The following is a 19,614-nucleotide window of genomic DNA, read 5'->3' on the forward strand; positions in this document are numbered from 1 at the left end:
ACGCCCGCTCGAGCCACTTCTTCTTTTCGACCCCGCTAGGTCGCAATCCACGCAGAGATCCCATGGACGATTTCAAGCCCTTCATCGCCAAGGTCGCGACCGGCGCCTCCCTGTCGCGGGAGGAAGCCCGCGACGCCTTTGACACGATCCTCTCGGGCGGCGTCACCAATGCGCAATCCGCCGCCTTCCTGATGGCGCTGCGCGTGCGGGGCGAGACGGTCGAGGAGATCACCGGCGCGGTCGGCGCGATGCGCGGCAAGATGCTGACGGTGCAGGCCCCGACCGACGCGATCGACATCGTCGGCACCGGCGGCGATTCCTCCGGCTCCTACAACGTCTCGACGCTGGCCTCGATCGTCACCGCCGCCTGCGGCGTGCCGGTCGCCAAGCATGGCAACCGCGCCGCCTCTTCCAAGACCGGCACGGCCGACGTGCTGATGGCGCTCGGCGTCAAGGTGGGGCTCGATCCGGCCGCGACCGAGCGCTGCCTCGCGCAGGCCGGACTCTGCTTCATGTTCGCGCCGACGCATCATGCCTCGATGCGCCATGTCGCGCCGGTGCGCGTCGAGCTCGGCACCCGGACGATCTTCAACCTGCTCGGCCCGCTCTCGAACCCGGCCGGCGTCAAACGCCAGCTGATCGGCGCCTTCTCCGAGACCTGGCTCGAGCCGATGGTGCGCGTGCTGCAGACGCTGGGCTCGACCCGGATCTGGGCAGCGCATGGCTCGGACGGCCTCGACGAGATCACCACCACCGGGCCGACGCGGATCTTCTCGCTGGAGAACGGCAAGATCGAGAGCTTCACGATCAATCCCGAGGATGTCGGGTTGGCCCGCGCCAAGCCGGAGGATTTGCGTGGCGGGGAGCCGGCGCAGAACGCAGCGGCGCTGAGCGCCGTGCTCGCTGGCGAGAAGACGGCCTTCCGCGACATCGCCTTGTTCAACGCGGCAGCCGCGCTTCTCGTCGCCGGCCAGGCCGGCGACCTGCGCGACGGCTTCGCCCGCGCGACCGAAGCGCTCGATTCCGGCAAGGCCAAGGCCAAGCTGGCAGCCCTCGTCGCCAGCTCGAACACGTGAGGCGGCCGTGACCGACATTCTCGCGAAGATCGAGGCCTATAAGCGCCAGGAGATCGCCGCCGCGAAGGCAGCCGTCCCGCAGGCCGAGATCGAGCGCCGGGCGCAGGCCGCCGATCCGGTGCGCGGCTTTGCCGCTGCGTTGGCTGCCAGGCATGAAGCGGGCAAGCCGGCCCTGATCGCCGAGATCAAGAAGGCGAGCCCGTCCAAAGGCCTGATCCGCGCGGATTTCGACCCGCCGGCACTGGCCCGCGCCTATGCGCAGGGCGGCGCCGCCTGCCTCTCGGTGCTGACCGATGGGCCGTCCTTCCAGGGCAAGCCCGAATTCCTGATGCAGGCACGCGACGCCTCCGGCCTGCCGGCGCTGCGCAAGGACTTCCTCTACGAACCCTATCAGGTCTACGAGGCGCGGGCCTGGGGCGCCGACTGCATCCTGATCATCATGGCCGGCGTCGATGACGCGACCGCGCGCGATCTGGAGGAAACCGCCATGGGTCTCGGCATGGACGTACTCGTCGAGGTCCATGACGAGGCCGAGCTCGACCGCGCGCTCGCCCTTAAGAGCCGGCTGGTCGGCATCAACAACCGCGACCTGCGCAGCTTCCATGTCGATCTCGCGGTGACGGAGCGTCTCGCTCCGCGCATTCCCGCGGACCGGATCATCGTCGGCGAGAGCGGCATCTTCACCCATGACGACGTCACCCGCTTGAACCGTGTCCGCGTCGAGACCTTCCTCGTCGGCGAGAGCCTGATGCGGCAGGCGGACGTGGCCAAGGCGACGCGCGATCTCCTAGAAGGCGAAGCCGAGGCCGTCGCGTGAGCAAGCTCAGCCATCTCGACGCGCGCGGGCAGGCCCATATGGTCGATGTCGGCGACAAGGCCGAGACCTCGCGCATCGCGATCGCCGAAGGCTGCGTCGTGATGCAGCCGCAGACGCTGGCGATCGTGCGCGACGGCGATGCGAAGAAGGGGGACGTGCTCGGCACGGCGCGGCTCGCCGGCATCATGGCCGCCAAGCGCACCCATGAGCTGATTCCGCTCTGCCACCCGCTGCTGATCAGCAAGGTCGCAGTCGATCTCCAACTGGACGAGGCCCTGCCCGGCGTGCGCGTACGCGCCGAGGTCAAGATGAAGGGCCAGACCGGCGTCGAGATGGAGGCGCTGACCGCCGTCAGCGTCGCCTGCCTGACCGTCTACGACATGGTCAAGGCGGCCGATCGCGCCATGCGGATCGAGAACATCCGGCTCGTCCATAAATCCGGCGGCAAATCCGGCACGTTCGAGGCCGAGACCTCCGAGGCGGAGACCACCTGATGGCCCTGACTCCGGTTCCGGTCGCACTCAAGGCGCTGCTGGACAGCGTTCCCGCCACGACCGAAGCCGAGTCACTGCCGCTCGCCCAATGCGCCTGGCGCGTGCTGGCGGCGGATGTCGCGGCGCTGCGGACGCAGCCGCCCTTCGCCAATTCCGCGATGGACGGCTATGCCGTGCGCGCCGAGGATCTCGCGCCGGGCAGCGAATTGCACGTGATCGGCGAATCCGCCGCGGGGCGTTCCTTTGCGGGCGCGATTGGGCCGGGTCAGGCCGTGCGGATCTTCACCGGCGCGCCGATCCCCGAGGGCGCCGACACCATCCTGATCCAGGAGAATGCCGACGGCGTCGGCTCGGCCTCGATCCGCGTGCGCGAGGGCGCGCCGAAGGGCAAGTTCATCCGCTCGGCCGGGCTCGACTTCGCGCAGGGCGACGTGCTGCTGCGCGCCGGCCGCCGGCTCGACAGCGCGGCGCTTGGCCTTGCCGCAGCGGCGGGGCATCCGGTTCTGCCCGTGCGCCGCAAGCCGCTCGTCGCGATCCTCGCCACCGGCGACGAACTCGTCCTACCGGGAGAGACGGTAGGGCCGGACCAGATCGTCGCCTCGAACAGTTTTTCGCTCGCGGCGCTGGTCGAGCAGGCTGGCGGCATGGTGCTCGATCTCGGCATCGCGCGCGACAATCATCCCGATCTCGCCGCGCGGATCGAGCAGGCCAAGGCCGCCGGCGCCGATGTGCTCGTAACCCTCGGCGGCGCCTCGGTCGGGGCACATGACCTCGTCCAGGAAGCCCTCACCCGCCAAGGCATGACGCTCGGCTTCTGGAAGATCGCGATGCGACCGGGCAAGCCGATGATGATGGGCCGGCTCGGCCGCATGGTCGCGGTCGGCCTGCCCGGCAATCCGGTCTCGTCCATCGTCTGCGGCCATCTCTTCGTCGTGCCGCTGATCGAGGCCCTGCTCGGCATGCCTGCGCCAGAGCGCGACCGCAGCGAGCCGGGCATCCTCGGTCGTGATATGCCGGCTAACGACGAGCGCGAAGACTATCTGCGCTCCGACCTTGCCTTGACCGCCGCGGGCTTGGAAGCGACGCCGTTCGACCGCCAGGACTCGTCGATGCTCGGCCTGCTGGCGCGCGCCCAAACGCTGGCGATCCGCCCGGCTTTCGCCGAGCCGGCTAAGAAGGGCGATCCCTGCCGCATCATCCGGCTGCGCTGACGAAGCGCAGCCGTTTCGATCGTGGCGTTCTGACCTTGCGCGAGCCCCGGCTTGCGGAACACAACACGAACGTGTAGGGTGTTCGTGATTTGTTTCGAATCTGCGCTATCCGGCGCCGGCGGGGATCATGCTGACACGCAAACAGTTCGAACTGCTTCGCTTCATCCAGGAACGCCTGCGCGAGACCGGCGTTCCCCCCTCCTTCGACGAGATGAAGGATGCGCTCGACCTGCGCTCCAAGTCCGGTATCCACCGCCTGATCATGGCGCTCGAGGAGCGTGGCTTCATCCGGCGCCTGCCGAACCGGGCGCGCGCGCTTGAGATCATCAAGTTTCCCGAGAATACCGGCGGCCAGCCGGCGGCGCGCGGGCGGTTCAACCCCTCGGTGGTCCAAGGCGGGCTGGCCAAGCCGAAGCCCGTCGAGGCCGTTCCCGAGGATGCGCGCGGCACCGTCGCGATCCCGGTCATGGGCCGGATCGCGGCCGGTACACCGATCTCGGCCATCCAGAGCCGCAGCCACAGCGTCGCCCTGCCCGCCGACATGCTGGGATCTGGCGAGCACTACGCGCTCGAGGTCCGCGGCGATTCGATGGTCGAGGCCGGCATCCTGGACGGTGACACCGTCGTCATCCGCAGGCAGGACACCGCCAATACCGGCGACATCATCGTGGCCCTGATCGACGACGAGGAAGCGACCCTCAAGCGGCTGCGCAAGCGCGGCTCCTCGATCGCGCTGGAGGCAGCCAATCCCGCCTATGAGACACGGGTACTCGGCCCGGACCGGGTCAAGATCCAGGGCCGTCTCGTCAACCTGATGCGGCGCTACTGAAGCCGCTCGGCTTCCGCCGGATCGTCGGCGGTCGGCTGGGTCGCAGGTCTGGCCGGCGTTGCCGGCACCGCGTCTAGCTTGCGGTTCCAGGGCCGATCGCTGCCGCTCTGCTCGGCAGCCAAACTGCGCCAACCGCCTCCGCGACGGATGAGTGAGGTCGCGCCGTCGCGGATGAGCGCCATGCGGTCGATCAGCATCGCCTTGCAGGGCGCCGTCCAGGGTATCGACGTGACGACGAGGTCGGCGCGACGGCAATCCTCGATGATGGCGAGGCGATCGCGGGCATAAGCGACGCTGCGCCCCTGCTTGGTCGTGAGCACGCAGCCCTGCGCATCGCAGGCCGCGCCATGGCGAAGCGCCGCGTCATCCGGGTTGCGGCCATCGCCATCGGCGGTGAGCCATTGCTGCAGCACGAAGCGACTCGGCCGCCCGGCAACGATCAGGGTGCCGTCCTTGCCGCGCACGGCTATGCCTGAACCGTCGCGCTCGATCAGGACCTCGGGCTTTTCAGGCTTGGCGGCGACGGCGACGCCAGCCATCAGCGGCAGGATCGCGAGGAAACGCAGCTTCGTCGTCCAGAGCGTAATCCAGAGCAGCGCCGCGGCGAAGCAGGCGAGCGCGGCCGGGCCGAAGGCTGCGACCACCACCGTCGAGTGATCCAGCGTCGCGACCCAATGCGCGAGCTTCAGAACGATTTCGGAGGCCGCACCCATCAGCCACCAGGCCGGCCAGTCCAGCCCGAACGGATAGGCGAGCACGCCGAAGACCGCCGCCGGCATGACGAAAAGCGAGACGAAGGGGAGCGCCAGCGCGTTGCCGAGTAGGCCGAACGGGTTGAAGGTCTGGAAATGATAGGCGCCGAAGGGCGCAGTCGCAGCCGTCGCCAGCAGCGTGGTGACGACGATGCCGATCCCTGCGATCCAGAGCGGACGAAGCGGCCAGGGCAGGACCGGCGGCGGCCGGGAGCGGTCGCGGCTCTCCCAGCGCTCCGCGAAGGCGATCAGCGCCGCCACCGCCCCGAACGACATCTGGAAGCTCGGGCCGAGCAGGGCCTCGGGCTCGCGCAGCAGGACGATGATCGCAGCCAGAGCGAGGTTGCGCATGCTCAGCGCCGGCCGGTCGACGAGGATCGCACCGAGCATGACGAGCGTCATGATGAGCGAGCGCACGGTCGCAACCTCGCTGCCCGAGAACAGGCAATAGGCGGTCGCGCCGATCATCGCCGCAACCGCCGCGATCTTCTTGATTGGCCAGCGCAGGGCGAGGGTCCGCGACAGCGCCAGCAGCGCCCGGACCAGCCAGAAGATCGTGCCGGCGGCGAGCACCATGTGCAGGCCCGAGATCGAGACGATGTGGTAGATGCCGGCCGCGCGCAGGTCGGTATTGGTCGTTTCGGTGATGAGGCCGCGCTTGCCGGTGACGAGGGCTGCGGCCATCGCGCCGGCCTGCCCTCCGCCGCTTTCGGCGATGCGCTGCGTCAGGGCGTTGCGGGCCTGGTCGATGGTCGCGGCCAGCCGCAGTTCGGCCGGTGGCGGGCGCGGCGGCGGCGCCAGCACGATCTTGCCAGGAATGTTGCCGACGGCGCCGAGCCCGCGGAAGAAGGCGTCGCGGCCGAAATCGTAGCCGCCGGGTCGCGCCGGGCCGGGCGGCGGCAGCAGCCGCGCCACGGCGGCGATGTGGTCGCCGGGAGACACCGAGCCGCCGCGGATATTGACGCGAACGCGCTTCGGCCAGCGCTCGGGCTCCAGGCCGGCAATCCCCGTCACCAGAATGACGAGCCGGGCCCCAGCATCCCGCGCCTCGACCGTTTCGACGAAGCCGGTCAACTGGCCAATGCGTGGCCGGTCGAGCATCGGCGCCGCAACGGATGCAGTGCGCCAGGCCGCAGCCGCGAAGCCGGCGAAGGCGGCGGCGACGGCAAGACAGACGAGCGGCGCGAGGCGTCGCTGTCGAAGGCCGAGCGCAGCCGCCGCGGCGAGCGCGAGGCCGATCAGCGGAGCCCAGAGCGCCGGCTCGCGGTCGGCAGCGAAATAGAGGAGGATACCGGCCCCCATCATCGCCGGCAGCCAGAGGAAGAGCCGGCGGCGTTCTGCCTCCAGCGTCAGTGCGTTGAGCGCTCGGCGACGTGATTCTGACAGGGCAAGGCCGAGGACGGGCGGGCGCGACGCAAAGGCCGGCAGCCGCGCCGGCAGGATGCTGGCCCGCGCACCGCGCGCGCCAGCTAAGCCCCCCTGCCCTCGCGGCGCAGACGGCATCGGCCGTTCCCCCATCCCCTGCCGGCTGCGATGTTGCCCTTAACGCAGGCGGCCGGAGCATGTTACAGGGGCCGCGCCGGATGTCATGTCGCCTTCGGCGCGAACCTGCTTTCGGTCCGCGATTTTCCTTTCCCATCTCGTTTCGGGCTCCCAATACGCCCGGCCGGAGCTTTGCTTCATGAGCGACGCCGTCGTCACGCGCTTTGCGCCCTCGCCCACCGGCTTCCTGCATATCGGCGGCGCGCGCACAGCCCTGTTCAACTGGCTCTATGCGCGCCGGCACGGCGGCAAGATGCTTCTGCGCATCGAGGACACGGATCGCGAACGCTCGACGGATGCCGCCATCGCCGCGATCCTCGACGGGCTGTCATGGCTCGGCCTCGATTGGGACGGCGACACGGTCTACCAGTTCGCGCGCGCCGAGCGGCACCGGGAGGTCGCCAACCAAATGCTCGCCGCCGGCACCGCCTATCATTGCTACGCCACGCCCGCCGAGCTCGACGAGATGCGCGAGAAGGCCAAGGCCGAGGGCCGGCCGCTACGCTATGACGGGCGCTGGCGCGATCGCGATCCGGCGACGGCGCCGGCGGGGGTGAAGCCGGTCATCCGGCTGCGCGCGCCCCAGACCGGCGAGACCGTTGTCGAGGACGAGGTCCAGGGCCGCGTCGTCTGGCAGAACGAGAACCTCGACGATCTCGTGCTGCTGCGTTCGGACGGCAATCCGACTTATATGCTCGCCGTCGTGGTCGACGACCATGACATGGGCGTGACCCATGTGATCCGCGGCGACGACCATCTGACCAATGCCGCGCGGCAGACGCAGATCTACCAGGCGATGGGCTGGAAGGTGCCCAGCATGTCGCATATCCCGCTGATCCACGGTGCCGACGGCGCCAAGCTCTCGAAGCGCCATGGCGCGCTCGGCGTCGATGCCTATCGCTCGATGGGCTACCTGCCGGTCGCCCTGCGCAACTACCTGCTCCGCCTCGGCTGGAGCCATGGCGACCAGGAGATCTTCTCGACCGAGGAGATGATCGCGCTGTTCAACCTGTCCTCGATCGGGCGTTCGCCGGCCCGCTTCGACTACGCCAAGCTGGAGAGCCTGAACGGGCTCTACATGCGCCAGTCGCTGGATCGCGACCTGCTCGAAGCGCTGAAGGTGATCCTGCCCGAGATCGGTCCGGCGCGCGGGGCACCTGCGACATTGTCGCCAGAGCTCGAGGCGAAATTCCTCGCCGCCATGCCGGGGCTGAAGGAGCGTGCGAAGACCTTGGTCGAGCTGCTCGAGAGCGCCTACTACCTTTATGCGGCACGCCCCCTCCAGCTCGACGCCAAGGCACAAGGCCTGCTCGATCCGGCCGCGAAGCAACGGCTGACGGGGCTTTCGGAGGCGCTCGGCGCCGTCAACGACTGGTCCGTCGCGGTTCTGGAGGCGGCCGTGCGCGGCTATGCCGAGGCCAACGGGCTGAAGCTCGGACAGGCGGCGCAGCCGCTGCGGGCCGCCCTGACGGGGCGGGCGATGTCGCCGGGGCTGTTCGACGTGATGGCCGTGCTCGGCCGCGAGGAGACCCTGGCGCGGCTCGCCGACCAGGGCTGAGCGGCAAGCTGCACCTCCCGCCCTTCGGCTCGGTTGAACAGCTTTGGCAAATGGTCTAGTGACGCGGCGTGTGGCCCGCGCCGGCTTCCGCCGGCACGGACGCAATATTGCTTGAAAATCAGACGGATGAACCGCTCTTCCACCCTGCCCGCCCCGGAACCGACACGACGTTGTCGTGCCGGTTTGTTCTGAAGTCGGAGAGGCCTCGTGGACAACCGTGGACGGGACGAGCGCGACGACGCCTGAAAGCAGCGAGCCTTGAAAGGATCGGTATCGATGAGCGGAACCAGCAGCCAGCTTCAGGTCGACGGCAAGACCGTCGACATGGCGATCAAGACGGGTTCGATCGGCCCGTCCGTCATCGACATCGGCAAGCTCTACGCCCAGACGGGCATGTTCACCTATGACCCCGGCTTCACCTCGACGGCGAGCTGCGAGTCGAAGATCACCTATATCGACGGCGACGAGGGCGTCCTGCTCTATCGCGGCTACCCGATCGAGCAGCTCGCCGAGCATGGCGACTTCCTCGAGACCTGCTACCTGCTGCTGGAAGGCGAACTGCCGACCGCCGCGCAGAAGGCCGATTTCGACTATCGCGTGACGCGCCACACCATGGTGCACGAGCAGATGGCCCGCTTCTTCCAGGGCTTCCGCCGCGACGCGCATCCGATGGCGGTCATGGTCGGGTCGATCGGCGCGATGTCGGCCTTCTACCATGACTCGACCGACATCTCGGACCCGCATCAGCGCATGGTCGCCTCGATGCGCATGATCGCGAAGATGCCGACGCTGGCGGCGATGGCCTTCAAATACACGGTCGGCCAGCCCTTCGTGTATCCGCTGAACTCGCTCGACTACACCTCGAACTTCCTGCGGATGTGCTTCGCGGTTCCGGCCGAGGAGTACAAGGTCAACCCGGTGCTCGCACGCGCGCTGGACCGGATCTTCATCCTCCACGCCGACCATGAGCAGAACGCCTCGACCTCGACGGTGCGCCTTGCCGGCTCGTCGGGCGCCAATCCGTTCGCCTGCATCGCTGCCGGTACGGCCTGCCTCTGGGGGCCCGCCCATGGCGGCGCCAACGAGGCGGCGCTTAAGATGCTCGAGGAGATCGGCTCCGTCGACAACATCCCGAAATACATCGCCAAGGCGAAGGACAAGAACGATCCCTTCCGCTTGATGGGCTTCGGGCATCGCGTCTACAAGAACTACGATCCGCGCGCCAAGATCATGCAGAAGACCACGCATGAGGTGCTGAACGAGCTCGGCATCAAGGACGATCCGCTGCTCGATGTCGCGATCGAGCTCGAGCGCATCGCCCTCTCGGACAGCTATTTCATCGAGAAGAAGCTCTATCCGAACATCGATTTCTATTCGGGCATCACGCTCAAGGCGATGGGCTTCCCGACCTCGATGTTCACCGCCCTGTTCGCGCTGGCCCGCACCGTCGGCTGGATCGCGCAGTGGAAGGAGATGATCGAGGATCCGTCCCAGCGCATCGGCCGTCCGCGCCAGCTCTATACCGGCGCCGCGTCGCGCGACTACACCCCGATCGGCCGGCGCTGAGCGCGACTGTATCGGCTCAATGAAAGGGGCGCGATGGCTTGCCGTCGCGCCCTCTTTGTTTCGAACGATTTATACGATTGGCGGTGGTGACGCCACGGCCGGCCACGCTAAACTCCGCCACCAATTCAGGGAGGAAGAAGCGTGTCGCAGTTCCACGATCTCAATCGTCGTCATTTCCTTGCAGGCGGCGCGGCTGCGCTGACACTGGCCGGTGGCCAGTCCCAGGCTCAGGCCGCCTTCCCGACCCGCCCCGTCACCATGATCGTTCCCTTCGCCGCCGGCGGCTCGACCGACATCGTCGCCCGCCTCGTCGGCCAGAAGATGAGCGAACTGCTCGGGCAGTCGGTCGTGATCGAGAACCGTGGCGGAGCCGGCGGCAATGTCGGCTCGACTGCGGTCGCACGCGCGACCCCCGATGGCTACACCATCCTGATGGGCACGATCTCGACCCATGCGCTCAACCCGGCGATCCTCAAAAACGTGACGTTCGACGCGGTGAAGGACTTCACGCCGATCTCACTGCTGGCGCTGGTCCCGAACGTCATGGTCGTGAATCCGAGCTTCCCGGCCAAGACGGTCAAGGAGGTGCTCGAGGTGCTGAAGGCCAATCCGGGCAAGTACTCCTACGCCTCGTCCGGCGTCGGCACGCCGCTGCATCTCTCGGGCGAGCTGTTCAAGTCGCTCGGCAAGGTCGAGATGAACCATGTGCCGTATCGCGGCGCGGGCCCGGCGCTGAACGATGTGGTGTCGGGTGCCGTGCCGATCATGTTCGACAACCTGCCCTCCTCCGCACAGTTCATCCGCAGCGGCCAGCTGCGCGCGATCGGCATCACCACCAAGGACCGGGTGCCATCCTTCCCTGATCTGCCGACGATCGCCGAGGGCGGGCTCGAAGGCTACGAGACCTATACCTGGAACGCTCTGTTCGGCCCGGCCAAGATGCCGGCGGACATCGTCGCCAAGCTGAACAAGGCGGCCAACGACGCACTCAAGGACGAGACCGTGAAGAAGCGGCTCGAAGATGTCAGCGCGGTGATCGTCGGCTCGACGCCGGAGGCGCTGGGCGAGCATGTCAAGGTCGAGCTCGCCAAATGGGCGCCGATCGCCAAGGCCTCGGGCGCCGTGGTGGAGTGAGGCGGTCGCCGTTCGCGGGCCGGCCGGCTATGCCGGCTCGCCCGCGAGCAACGCCAGCGCGGCCTCGACCGCGTTGGCGGCGGGGCTCGGCCCGGCGGAGCGCATGATCGTCTCGACCTCGGCGAAGCCCTCGAGCTGCCCGTCGCGATCCGGCCCTTCGTCCAGGGCCGCGAGGATATGCCGGCTCAACGCCTCGGGCGTGACGTCGTCCTGGATGAATTCCGGCACGACACTGCGGCCAAGGATCAGATTGGGCAGAATCACGCTCGGAAGCTTGATCAGACGGCGAGCGATCGCGGCTTCCCAGCCGGCGCCGCGATAGGCCGCGACCGTCGGCACCTGGGCCAAGGCCAGTTCGAGCGTGACCGTTCCCGACGCCGCCAGTGCTGCGCGTGCCGAGCGGATCGCCGCGAGTTTTTCGGCTTCGCCGAGGACGATCTCCGGGCGGATTGCCCAGGCCGACGCCGCTTGGCCGATCTCCTCGCGCAGATGCGCAACCGCCGGCAGCACGAAGCGAACGCCGGGACTTGCGGCCGCGATGCGGGCGACTGCCTCGCCGAAGACAGGCATGAGATGGCGGATTTCCGAACGCCGGCTGCCGGGCAGGATGAGCACCAGCGGCGCCACAATGTCCGCGCGCGCCGCCACCTCCTCGTTGCCTCCGGGCCGGAGCTCGGACAGGCGCTCGATCAGCGGATGGCCGACATAGATCGTCTTCGGCCCATGCAGGCGCTCCAGCGCGGCAGGCTCGAAGGGCAGCAACGCGAGGATGCGATCGATATGGGGGGTCATCCGCCTGGCGCGACCGGAGCGCCAGGCCCAGACGCTCGGGCAGACCCAGTGGGCGATCGGGATGGCGGGCGCGCGGGCGCGGACCTTCTTTGCCACGCGCAGGCAGAAATCGGGAGCGTCGATCGTCAGGAGAAGGTCGGGTTCGAAGGCAGCAATGCCGCGGGCAGCATCCTCCATGCGGCGCAGCAGCAGCGGCAGCCGCGCGATCACCGGGCCGAAGCCCATCACCGCAATATCGGCCTGCGGAAAGAGCGGCACCATGCCCACGTCTATCAGCGCCTCGCCGCCCACGCCTGTGACGACCAGTTCCCGATCGTCGAGGCGCTGCCGGAGGCTTTCGAGGAAACGCAGCGCGAGCGCGTCGCCCGAGGCCTCGCCCGCCACCAGCGCGAGGCGAAAGGGCGGGCTCACGGCGCGACGCCTTCGACGAAGAGGCCGGCCTTGTCCGCCAGCGTGCCGAGCGAAGCTGCATCGCCGATCAGGACGCGTCCGGCCCGCAAGCCGATCCCCGACAAACCGGCGGCCGCGACGTTGCGCAGGGTCTCCGGGCCGATCGCGGGCATGTCCACCCGCAGATCCTGATCCTCCTTCGGCGCCTTGACCAGGACGCCGTCGCCCTTGGCGATCCGCAGCCGCCCGGAGGCGACCAGATCGCCGACGCGGCGGATCATCGCGTCCGTGCCCTCGGCCGCCTCGATCGCGATCACCCGATGGTCGGCCAGGATAGCCGACTGGCCGACGTCGAAGGGCGAGAGCGCGGCCAGGAGCCGGAAGCCCTCGGCAATAATGTCCTTCTGGGCCGCCGAGGCCGCCTTGCGACCGAGAGCCCCGGCAGGAGCCGTGATGCGCGGTGCGATCTCGGCCGGGCCGTGGACGGCAAAACCCTGGCCCTCGAAGAACGCGACGACGCCGCGCAGCAAATGGTCGTCGCCGCCGCGGAAGGCCTTGGCAAAATGCGGCAGGTATTTCAGCGTCGATGCCTCGGGACGCAGCGCGGCGAAGCTCGGCCGCGGCAGGCTGCCGATCAGAACAAGATCGGTGATCTCGCGCCGGCGCAGCTCCTCCAGGAGGCGTCCGAGCTGGCCGAGGCGGTAGCTGCGCAGATCGAGAGCGCCGAAGGCGGCGGGGTCAGCCGCGCCCTCAAGCGCGGCGACGAAGACCTGCCTCCCGCCATCGGCTGCGAGGCCCGCAAGCTGCGGCGGGAAATCGCCGGCTCCCGCGATGATCGCGAGAGGGCCGCGCAGCGCAGGCGAGACTGGCCCTGCGGCTCTCACCGATCGGGCGCGTTGACGTCGCGCGGGATGACGATCGCGCGCTCGCCGCCGACGCGGATGAAATCGAGGATTTCGTGGATCAGCGGGTGGGCGGCGAACTCGGCCGCGACATCCTCGACGCGCTCCGACAGCGTTCCCTCATCGGCGAAGATCAGGCGATAGGCGCGCCGCAGCTCGTTGATCTGCTCGCGCGAGAAGCCGCGGCGCTTCAGCCCGACGAGATTGAGCCCGGCGAGATGAGCCGGATTGTCTCGCACCATGCCGAAGGGGATGACGTCGTTCAGCACGCCTGCGCCACCGCCGATGAAGGCGTGATCGCCAATGCGGATGAACTGCTGCAGGCCCGCGCCGCCGCTGACGATGACGAAGTTTCCGACCGTGACATGGCCGGCGCACATCACATTGTTGGAGAAGATGACGTTGTCGCCGATGCGGGAATCGTGGCCGACATGGGAACCGGCCAGGAACAGGCCGCGATTGCCGATCGTCGTCTCCATCCCGCCGCCCTCGGTGCCGGGATTCATGGTGACGCCTTCGCGGATCGTGCAATCGCTGCCGATCGTCAGGGTCGATGGCTCGCCGTGATATTTGAGATCCTGCGGCGGGTGCCCGATCGAGGCGAAGGGATAGACCTTCGTGCGCGCGCCGACCGTGGTCCGCCCGGCCACCGCGACATGGCTGAGGAGCTCGACGCCTTCATCGAGCACCACCTCCGGGCCGACGGTGCAGAAGGGCCCGATCCTGACGCCCTCGCCGATGCGCGCGGCCGGATCGACGACCGACATGGGGTGAATGCTGGAACTCATCGGGGAACTCTCTCGGAAAGGGCCGACGTGGTCTTGCGGAGCCTCATCGGGCTCAGATGACCATTGCCGAAAGATCCGCCTCGGCGACCAGGGTGCCCTCGACGCGAGCCTCGCCGCGGTAGAACCAGATGTTGCGCTTGCGCGCCATCTTGGTCAGGTGGAAGCGTAGCGTATCGCCAGGCCCCACCGGCTTGCGGAACTTGGCATTGTCGATGGTGGTGAAGAGCACGCTGCGGACCGGCTCGTCACTGCCGCGCGAATTGACCACGAGCACTCCAGCCGTCTGCGCCATCGCCTCGATCATCAGCACGCCCGGAAAGACCGGCCGGTCAGGGAAATGGCCGGTGAACTGCGGCTCGTTGATGGTGACGTTCTTGATGCCGATGCCGGACTCGTCACCATTGATTTCAACGACGCGGTCGACCAACAGGAAGGGATAGCGGTGCGGAATGCAGGCCATGATCCTCTGGATGTCTGCCACACCCAGCGTCGCCGTCACCTCGGTCATCTCTTCATATCTCCCCGCGGACCGTCCGTGCGGCCGCATCTTCGATCCGTTCCGGCCCGCAGGCCAGCGAATCCTGCCGGCAGACAGGCTCAGCCCTCGCCGCGCCCCTCGGTGCGGCCCTTGCCGCGATTGGCGACCAGCGTCTTCAACAGCGCGCTCTCGCGCGCCCAGCTCAGCGCGGGCTGGGCCGGGTAGCCGCCATAGCGGGCACCGCGCGGAATGTCGCCCGCGACGCCGCTCTGGGCCGCAACCTGCGCGCCCATGCCGACGGTCAGATGGCCGGCAAGGCCGACCTGGCCACCGAGCACGACGAAATCCTCTAGCGTCGACGAACCAGCAATGCCGACCTGCGAGACGATGACGCAATGCCGCCCGATCACCACGTTGTGGCCGATCTGGACGAGGTTATCGATCTTGGTGCCTTCGCCGATCACGGTGTCACGGCTGGCGCCACGGTCGATGCAGGTGTTGGCGCCGATCTCGACATCGTCCTGGATGATGACGCGCCCGATCTGCGGCACCTTCATATGGCCGCGAGGGCTCATCGCGAAGCCAAATCCGTCCTGGCCGATGCGGGCGCCGGGATGAATGATGACCCGGTTTCCGATCAGCGTCGCCTGCAGCGAGCAGCCCGGGCCGATCGAGCAATTGCGGCCGATCCGAACCTGCGGGCCGACGACGGCATGCGACCCAACCACGGTCCCGGCGCCAATCTCGGCTCCCGGGCCGATGACCGCACCCGGATCTACCGTCACGCCGGCTTCCAGCACTGCCGTGGCGTGAACGAAGGCCCCGGGCGCGACGCCCTGCGAGCCGAAGACGGAACCGGGTTTCAGCGCCGAGGGGAAGAAGCGGGCCAGCACCTTGGCGAAGGCATGATAGGGTGCCGGCGAGACCAGTGCCGTCGTGCCAGCCGGCACGCGCTCGGCGAAGCGCGCCGAGACCAGACACAGGCCCGCTGCCGTCGCGGCGAGCGCGTCGGTATATTTCGGGTTGTCCATATAGGCGAGGTCGGCCGGGCCGGCATTCTCCAGCGCCGCGGCGCCAGTGACCTTGCGAGCCGGATCGACGCCCTCTGGTAGCGTCACGCCCGAAATGGCAGCGACCTCGCCGAAGTTGAGCGAGGTCGCGAGCGGAAAGAATTGCGGTTCTGACATTGAAAAGATCCGGTGCGGGGCGCCGAGGCGCCCCGCCTCGTCAGAAGCGGGTTCCGCCGGAGAAGCGGAAGGCCTGGGTCCGGTCGCCGCCGTACTTGGCGGTAATACCATTGAGGGTGCCGATCTGCCCGTCATCCTTCGTCAGAGCGTAGGCGTAGTCGAAGCGGATCGGGCCGAGCGGCGACTGCCAGAGCAAGCTGACACCAACCGAAGAGCGGATCATGTTCTTGTCGCGCACGCAGGCAACGTTGCTCTGGTACTGCGAATTCGCCACCACATTGAACTGACGCGCCGCCGAACCGGCCGGGCAGCTCCCAAAAGCGGGGTTGGTAATCGAGCTGGAACCACCGTCGTAATTGAACAGCGTACCGGCATCGGCGAAGACCGCGCCGCGCAGGCCGAGATCGCGCGGCAGGCCCCAGATCGGGAACTGAACCTCAAGCGAACCGCCGAAATAGGTGGTGCCGCCGAGCGCGTTGGCCGTCGGGTCGTTCGTCACGTCGCGCGGGCCGATACCGGACGGCGCGAAACCACGCACCAGCGACGGTCCAAGGAAATAGTGGTCGATCATGCGCAGATCGCCGCTGGTCGCCTGGACGTGACCGCCCTGGACACGGACGAAGCCGACGACGTCGTCGAAGATCTCCTTGTAGTAGCGCGCATCGGCCGAGACGCGCAGGAACTTCGAGTCGCCGCCCACGCCGGCAAATTCAGGCTTCAGCTCGGCGACGAAGCCGTTGCGCGGATTGATGGTGTTGTCGAGCGAGTTGTAGTTGAAGCTCAGGCCCACCAGCGACGTCAGCGTCGAGCCCGCCGCTTCCTTCACCGCGATCGTCGCCTCGCCGTTGGTCAGGCAGTTGTAGATGCCGTCAGCGGGGATAGAACCAGGGAAAGGTCCCGGGGTAATACCGGCGATCGGGTAGCTACAATCGTTATAGGGACGACTGGTCGTATTCGGGATGTCGATCTCGGTGCTGTAGATCGAGTAGCGCGGCGTGATCGAGAGTTCTTCCGTGATCGGGAAAGTCAGGCGGACGGTACCGCCGGTGACACGGCTCTCGAAGCGGCCGGTGTTGTAGTTGTCGCTGAACTTCGAGAACAGGTCGAAGCCCGCGGCGATGCGGTACCCGAGGAAATACGGCTCGGTGAAGGAGAAGTCGACGCCCTGCGTGCGCTGGCCCAGCGTGCCCGCGATGCGGACGAACTGGCCGCGGCCGAGGAAGTTCGACTCCGAGAGCGAGATTTCGCCGATGATGCCGTCCGAGGTCGAGTAACCGCCGGCGATCGAGAACGAGCCGGTCGCCTTGTCCTCGACGTCGATGTTGACCACGACGCGATCCGGAGCGGAGCCGGGCTCGTTGGTGATGCGAACCTTGTTGAAGAAGCCGAGGTTGTTGAGGCGACGCTCGGCGCGATCGACCATCACCTTGTTGTAGGCATCGCCTTCGCCGAGATCGAGCTCGCGGCGAACGACATAGTCGCGCGTACGGGTATTGCCGCGCACATTGATGCGCTCGACATAAACCCGCGGCCCTTCGTCCACGACATAGGTGATGCCGATCAGGCGGCCGGCCTCGTCGCGATCGCCGCGCGGGCGAACCTGAGCGAAGGCATGGCCGCGGCGGGAAACCTCTGTCGTCAGGTTGACGAGCGACTTCTCCACGGCCTCGGCATTGTAGGTGTCGCCGGCAGAGGTGACGACATAGCCCTGAAGCACGGCGGGATCGATGTCGCGCAGGGCCGAATCGACCGAGACGTTGCCGACCTTGTACTGCGGGCCTTCGGTGACGGCGACGTCGATGACCCAACCGCCGGCCGTCTCATCGAAACGAGCGGTGTTGCTGACGATCTGGAAGTCGGCATAGCCGTTCTTCAGATAGAAGCGGCGGATCAGTTCGAGGTCGGAAGTGATCCGGTCCGGATCATAGACGTCGGAGGTTTTGATGAAGCTGAGGAAATTCGACTCGGTCGAGCTCATCAGCCCGCGCAGGCGGCCGTCTGAATAGACCTGATTGCCTTCGAAATTGATCGACTTGATACCGGTCTTGCCGCTCTCGTTGATGGTGAAGACCACGTCCGAGCGGCCGTTCGGCAGCGGCGCGATGCGACCGCTGACGGAGGACAGGCCGTAGCCGGCCCGGCGGTAGACTTCCCTAAGACGCACAACATCGGAATCGATCAGCGCCTGGCTCATCGGGCCGCCGGCCTTGGACTGCACCTGCTGGAGCAGGATGTCGCTCTTCAGGCGGCGATTGCCCTCGAAAGCGACGCGGTTGATCGTGTCGTTCTCCTGCACGGAGATGACCGTCTGCGCGCCGCGGCGGCTGACCTGAACATTGGTGAACAGACCGGTCGCGAGAAGACTCTGGCGAATCTCCTGGGACGAACCCTGACCTACCGCGTAGGAGCGGATCGTCTCCGCATCGACGCGCCTGTTGCCCTGGACAATCACGGCCTGCGCAAACACCACGCCACCGCTCACGGCCAACATGAAGGCCGAAAGTCCGACCGAACGAGAGAGCCGCATTCTGAAGGACCGGCTCTTTTGGGTCGACGTCATCGGGTCGCCTATTCCATTTCTCAGGTCACCACCCCTGTTACGGGGGCCGCAGCCGACAGGCAACAGCATGGGGACATTGCAGTCGAAACGCTTCTACAAAGTTTCCCGCGGGGTGCAAACCAGCATTGTCGTTAACAAATTATTTTTCGCCGCGTCGTTGCCACGGAGCCACGCGCCACGCCGCGATTTCGCCGCAAAGTCACGAGGGAAAACGCCAAATGCGAGCTTCCGCGCCAAATGCGCGCCCTGTGCATCGCCCGGGCTCATCCGGCCCTTCGGTGCGCGGAAAGCTAAAAAAGACCCCAACCCGTTAACGTCCGAGCTCTTGATCTGACGTAACGGCGCCAGTCGGCTCAGGGCTTCGAGGCGGAGCGTTACGCGGTCAGAGCAGCGAGCGGACGTGGACGATATCGTTCCAGGTGACGAACAGCATCAGCATCAGCACAAGCCCGAGACCGAGGCGGAAGCCGATCTCCTGCGCCCGCTCGCTCAATGGCCGGCCCCGCAGTGCCTCGACCGCATAGAACAGCAGGTGCCCGCCATCCAGCATCGGCACCGGGAACAGATTCATCAGCCCGATCGAGACCGAGAGGATCGCAGCGAGGTTGATCAGGCCGAGAAGCCCGGCGCTGTCGGCGACCAGCCCGGAAACCTGCGCGATTCGGATCGGGCCGGAAAGCTGATCGACCGATTCCCGGCCGGTCACCAGCTTCGCGAGATAGTCATAGGTGCGCTCGACCACGTACCAGGTCTCGCTGACGCCGAGCTTCGCCGATTCGAGCAGGCCGAAATGCTGCGTCTTCCAGTCGCTCGCCTGACGCGAGGCCTGAACGCCGAGAACGCCGATGCGCTGCTTGCCGAGCGGCGAGCTCTGCTCGACAAGCGCGGGCGTGACCGGCAGCGTCAACGTACTCCCGGCCCTGTCGACCACGATCGAGAGTGTCTCGTTCGGGCGGGCGGAAATCGCGCGCTGCATGTCCGCGAAGCCGGCGATCGGCCGGCCGTCGATCGACAGCACAAGATCGCCCGCGAGCAGCCCGCCGCGCTCCGCAGCACTGCCGGCGACGACCTGATCGACGCGCGGCGCCAGCACCGGTTTGCCGAAGATATAGGCCGTCGAAGCGAAGATCAGGATCGCGAGCAGGAAATTGGCGATCGGACCGGCGGCGACGATGGCCGCGCGCTCGCCGACCGATTGGGCCGGGAAGGAGCGCTCCCGCTGGCGCGCGGTCATCGTGGCCAGAGCGGCATCGTCGGTGCCGCTCGAACTCGCCTCAGTGTCGCCCGAGAACTTGACGTAGCCGCCAAGCGGGATCAGCGCGAAGCGCCAGCGCGTGCCGTGCCGGTCGTTGAAGCCGAAGAGTTCGCGGCCGAAACCGATCGAGAACACCTTCACGTCGACGCCGCACCAGCGCCCGACGAGGAAATGCCCGAGTTCGTGGACGAAGACGACCACCGTCAGGACGAACAGGAAAGGCACGAGGTAGCCGAGGAGAAAGGCCCCTGCGTTCCAGAGCGTCGCCACGAAATCCATCAAA

The 19,614-nt window shown here is 67.4% G+C and carries 16 protein-coding genes; 8 read left to right on the forward strand and 8 right to left on the reverse strand.

Features of this window, described 5'->3' with window-relative positions; translation table 11 throughout:
- Positions 1-62: 62 nt before the first annotated feature.
- From trpD to lexA, 5 genes are all read left to right on the forward strand, one after another.
- Entirely contained in the window at positions 63-1,076 is a 1,014-nt protein-coding gene (gene trpD / locus ASE63_RS05670) for an anthranilate phosphoribosyltransferase (protein ID WP_056797852.1), read from the forward strand.
- A 7-nt stretch (positions 1,077-1,083) separates the two neighbouring features.
- Positions 1,084-1,893 (forward strand): indole-3-glycerol phosphate synthase TrpC, encoded by an 810-nt coding sequence (gene trpC / locus ASE63_RS05675; protein WP_056797854.1) that lies wholly within the window; start codon positions 1,084-1,086, stop codon positions 1,891-1,893.
- Entirely contained in the window at positions 1,890-2,387 is a 498-nt protein-coding gene (moaC, locus tag ASE63_RS05680; protein WP_056797857.1) for a cyclic pyranopterin monophosphate synthase MoaC, read from the forward strand. Before trpC ends, moaC begins: the two co-directional genes overlap by 4 nt.
- The gene (gene glp / locus ASE63_RS05685; protein ID WP_056797861.1) at positions 2,387-3,598 is read left to right on the forward strand and encodes a gephyrin-like molybdotransferase Glp; all 1,212 of its coding nucleotides are present in this window, start codon (positions 2,387-2,389) and stop codon (positions 3,596-3,598) included. Before moaC ends, glp begins: the two co-directional genes overlap by 1 nt.
- Before the next feature lie 127 nt (positions 3,599-3,725).
- Positions 3,726-4,427 carry a transcriptional repressor LexA gene (gene lexA, locus ASE63_RS05690; protein WP_056797865.1) on the forward strand — a complete coding sequence of 234 codons (702 nt, stop codon included), beginning with the start codon at positions 3,726-3,728 and terminating at the stop codon, positions 4,425-4,427.
- Here the strand turns inward: lexA and ASE63_RS05695 are convergent.
- Positions 4,421-6,682: a ComEC/Rec2 family competence protein gene (locus tag ASE63_RS05695; protein WP_056797867.1), complete on the reverse strand. Its 2,262-nt coding sequence runs from the start codon at positions 6,680-6,682 to the stop codon at positions 4,421-4,423. The two genes, lexA and ASE63_RS05695, sit on opposite strands and share 7 nt — an antisense overlap.
- A gap of 178 nt (positions 6,683-6,860) precedes the next feature.
- On the opposite strand from ASE63_RS05695, the gene gltX reads away from it, so the two are divergent.
- The 3 genes from gltX (at position 6,861) to ASE63_RS05710 (ending at position 10,979) form a co-directional block, all read left to right on the forward strand.
- A complete protein-coding gene (gene gltX, locus ASE63_RS05700; RefSeq protein WP_056797870.1) occupies positions 6,861-8,279 on the forward strand; it encodes a glutamate--tRNA ligase in 1,419 nt (472 codons plus the stop codon).
- 276 nt (positions 8,280-8,555) lie between these two features.
- Entirely contained in the window at positions 8,556-9,845 is a 1,290-nt protein-coding gene (gltA, locus tag ASE63_RS05705) for a citrate synthase (RefSeq protein WP_056797872.1), read from the forward strand.
- A 198-nt stretch (positions 9,846-10,043) separates the two neighbouring features.
- Entirely contained in the window at positions 10,044-10,979 is a 936-nt protein-coding gene (locus ASE63_RS05710) for a tripartite tricarboxylate transporter substrate binding protein (protein ID WP_244491301.1), read from the forward strand.
- 27 nt (positions 10,980-11,006) lie between these two features.
- On the opposite strand, the gene lpxB is transcribed toward ASE63_RS05710, so the two are convergent.
- From lpxB to rseP, 7 genes are all read right to left on the reverse strand, one after another.
- Positions 11,007-12,182 carry a lipid-A-disaccharide synthase gene (lpxB, locus tag ASE63_RS05715; RefSeq protein ID WP_056797877.1) on the reverse strand — a complete coding sequence of 392 codons (1,176 nt, stop codon included), beginning with the start codon at positions 12,180-12,182 and terminating at the stop codon, positions 11,007-11,009.
- Positions 12,179-13,045, reverse strand: coding sequence for a UDP-2,3-diacylglucosamine diphosphatase LpxI (gene lpxI / locus ASE63_RS05720; RefSeq protein ID WP_056797881.1), 867 nt, complete (start codon positions 13,043-13,045; stop codon positions 12,179-12,181). Before lpxI ends, lpxB begins: the two co-directional genes overlap by 4 nt.
- A complete protein-coding gene (gene lpxA / locus ASE63_RS05725) occupies positions 13,042-13,851 on the reverse strand; it encodes an acyl-ACP--UDP-N-acetylglucosamine O-acyltransferase (RefSeq protein ID WP_056797882.1) in 810 nt (269 codons plus the stop codon). The genes lpxI and lpxA overlap by 4 nt, the downstream gene beginning before the upstream one ends.
- Positions 13,852-13,903: 52 nt before the next feature.
- A complete protein-coding gene (gene fabZ, locus ASE63_RS05730; RefSeq protein ID WP_056797885.1) occupies positions 13,904-14,359 on the reverse strand; it encodes a 3-hydroxyacyl-ACP dehydratase FabZ in 456 nt (151 codons plus the stop codon).
- 89 nt (positions 14,360-14,448) lie between these two features.
- Positions 14,449-15,516 (reverse strand): UDP-3-O-(3-hydroxymyristoyl)glucosamine N-acyltransferase, encoded by a 1,068-nt coding sequence (gene lpxD / locus ASE63_RS05735; RefSeq protein WP_056797888.1) that lies wholly within the window; start codon positions 15,514-15,516, stop codon positions 14,449-14,451.
- Between the two features lie 40 nt (positions 15,517-15,556).
- Positions 15,557-18,007, reverse strand: coding sequence for an outer membrane protein assembly factor BamA (bamA, locus tag ASE63_RS05740; protein WP_244491302.1), 2,451 nt, complete (start codon positions 18,005-18,007; stop codon positions 15,557-15,559).
- Between the two features lie 451 nt (positions 18,008-18,458).
- Positions 18,459-19,610 (reverse strand): RIP metalloprotease RseP, encoded by a 1,152-nt coding sequence (rseP, locus tag ASE63_RS05745; RefSeq protein ID WP_056797895.1) that lies wholly within the window; start codon positions 19,608-19,610, stop codon positions 18,459-18,461.
- Positions 19,611-19,614: the final 4 nt, after the last annotated feature.

It is taken from the genome of Allobosea sp. Root381, from assembly GCF_001429395.1.
Taxonomy (GTDB): Bacteria; Pseudomonadota; Alphaproteobacteria; order Rhizobiales; family Beijerinckiaceae; genus Allobosea.

What these genes read in the sequence shown, in the direction of transcription:
- trpD (WP_056797852.1), top strand. Translation starts at nt 63, where the DNA reads ATGGACGATTTCAAGCCCTTCATCGCCAAGGTCGCGACCGGCGCCTCC.
- glp (WP_056797861.1), top strand. Translation starts at nt 2,387, where the DNA reads ATGGCCCTGACTCCGGTTCCGGTCGCACTCAAGGCGCTGCTGGACAGC.
- lexA (WP_056797865.1), top strand. Translation starts at nt 3,726, where the DNA reads ATGCTGACACGCAAACAGTTCGAACTGCTTCGCTTCATCCAGGAACGC.
- ASE63_RS05695 (WP_056797867.1), bottom strand. Translation starts at nt 6,682, where the DNA reads ATGCCGTCTGCGCCGCGAGGGCAGGGGGGCTTAGCTGGCGCGCGCGGT.
- gltX (WP_056797870.1), top strand. Translation starts at nt 6,861, where the DNA reads ATGAGCGACGCCGTCGTCACGCGCTTTGCGCCCTCGCCCACCGGCTTC.
- gltA (WP_056797872.1), top strand. Translation starts at nt 8,556, where the DNA reads ATGAGCGGAACCAGCAGCCAGCTTCAGGTCGACGGCAAGACCGTCGAC.
- lpxA (WP_056797882.1), bottom strand. Translation starts at nt 13,851, where the DNA reads ATGAGTTCCAGCATTCACCCCATGTCGGTCGTCGATCCGGCCGCGCGC.
- fabZ (WP_056797885.1), bottom strand. Translation starts at nt 14,359, where the DNA reads ATGACCGAGGTGACGGCGACGCTGGGTGTGGCAGACATCCAGAGGATC.
- lpxD (WP_056797888.1), bottom strand. Translation starts at nt 15,516, where the DNA reads ATGTCAGAACCGCAATTCTTTCCGCTCGCGACCTCGCTCAACTTCGGC.
- bamA (WP_244491302.1), bottom strand. Translation starts at nt 18,007, where the DNA reads ATGTTGGCCGTGAGCGGTGGCGTGGTGTTTGCGCAGGCCGTGATTGTC.
- rseP (WP_056797895.1), bottom strand. Translation starts at nt 19,610, where the DNA reads ATGGATTTCGTGGCGACGCTCTGGAACGCAGGGGCCTTTCTCCTCGGC.